This window comes from Streptomyces atriruber (assembly GCF_001418325.1).
Taxonomy (GTDB): domain Bacteria; phylum Actinomycetota; class Actinomycetes; order Streptomycetales; family Streptomycetaceae; genus Streptomyces; species Streptomyces atriruber.
Genome location: NZ_LIPN01000654.1, coordinates 1 through 1,799 on the forward strand (window position 1 = coordinate 1; position 1,799 = coordinate 1,799).

1 protein-coding gene is annotated in these 1,799 nt (G+C 73.4%); it reads right to left on the reverse strand.

The genetic code is table 11. The features are described from left to right. Positions 1 to 1,764: PAS domain-containing protein (locus tag AOK03_RS39750; RefSeq protein WP_157869230.1), on the reverse strand; the 1,764-nt coding region annotated here is incomplete at its 3' end. Between the last annotated feature and the right edge of the window lie 35 nt (positions 1,765 to 1,799).

Consider the following 1,799-nt stretch of genomic DNA (forward strand, 5'->3'; position numbering starts at 1 on the left):
GCCCATGACGTCGCCGACGACCAGCGCGGTGCGGTGGCCGGGCAGTTCGATGACGTCGAACCAGTCGCCGCCGACCTCGGTTGCCGCGTTGCCCGGCAGGTAGCGGCAGGCGATGTCGAGGCCGGAGGCCTCGGGGTCGCCGGGTGGCAACAAGGAGCGTTGCAGTATCAACGCGCGCTCGTGCTCGCGGCGGTAGAGGCGGGCGTTGTCGATGCAGACGGCGGCGCGCGCGGCCAGTTCGACGGCCAGCGCCCGGTCGCGCTCGCCGAAGGGTTCGCTGCCCTTCGTACGGGAGAACTGGGCGAGGCCGACCACGGTGTCGTGGGCGACCATCGGCACGGCCAGCGTCGACTGGACGAGGCCGCCGGTGAGGCGGCTCGCCGACTCGTCGTCGTCCGCGGTGATCAGGCGGGGCCGGGCGGCGCGCAGCGCGTCGGCGCAGGGCGACGTGAACGCGAACCGGTGCACGGCACCGACGTCTATGGGCGCGCTGCCGTCCGGGAACGGGGCGTCGGCGACGGCGCTCGCGAAGGCCACGCGGCGCAGCTCCGCGCTGCCGTCGGCGAGCCCGGGCGGCGTCTCGTCGCCGTCGAGGAGGCCCTGGTACAGGTCGACGGAGGCGAGGTCGCAGAAGCCCGGTACGGCGACGTCGAGCAGCTCCCTGGCGGTGGTCTCCAGGTCGAGCGAGTTGCCGATGCGGGCCCCCGCCTCGTTCAGGAGGGCCAGATTGCGCCGGGCGTGGGCGGCCTCGCGGGCGGCGGCGTGCCGTCGGGTGACGTCGGTGCCGAGACCGGCGACGCCGATGGGGCGGCCCGAACCGCTGTGCACCCGGTAGAGGTTGATCGACCAGTGCCTGCGGTCGTTGCTGCCGGGCGCGGGTCCCACTATTTGCATGTCCGTCACGGAATCGCCGGTTTCGAGCACCCGCTTCAGGGCGGCGGCCATCCGGTCGGCCTCGTGCCGCGGCAGATAGTCGTGGCAGGTCCGGCCCCGCTGGTCCTCGACGCCCCCGCCGAAGACGTCGGCGAACCGTCGGTTGGCACGCTGCACCTTCAGGTCCGCGTCGAACAACAGGAAGCCGAAGGGAGATTGGCCGAAAATTGCTTGTGAAGCGGCGAGGTCCGTCTCGATCTGCCGGAGCACCCGGACGTCGACGACGATGCAGACAGCGGCCCGCTCGCCCTCTTCGGTCACGGTCGGCATCACGTACACCTCGGCGACGCCTTCCAGGCCGCCTGCGCCCCGCTCACGGCGCTCCGATCGGCCTCCACGACCTCCGCCGTCGTCGTGGCCGCCGCGGTCGCCGCGCACGCCGTGGTCCGCACCGTCCTCGCGCCCGCCGGGCACCCCGGAGTCCTCCGGCACCCGGAAGGGCACCACACCCGTCCACTCGCGCCCGTCCAGGATCTCCGCCATCTTGCGGTGGCCGCCCGCGCGCAGCTCGGGCGGCACGAAGGCCTCGATGGGGTCCCTGCCGACGGCGTCCCGCGCGGCCACGCCGAACAGCCGCTCGGCGCGCACGCTCCACTGGTCGACCAGGCCGTCCGGGCCGATCGAGAACGAGGCGACCTTGATGTAGTCGTATATCGAACCGGGTGGGTTGCTCTGCCACGTCTCGTCGAGCGGCACGTCGACGACCGGCGCGTCCTCGGCCGGCGCGGCACCCCGGGCCGCGTCGCCCGTCGCGCCGTCCGCGGCCCCGTGGGCCATCGCGTCGCCCGACGGTCCGTCGAACTCCGTCGCCTTCGCTGGTATCTCGCTCACGCGAACCGTCCCCTCCAGCTCACCGCGTCCGGCAC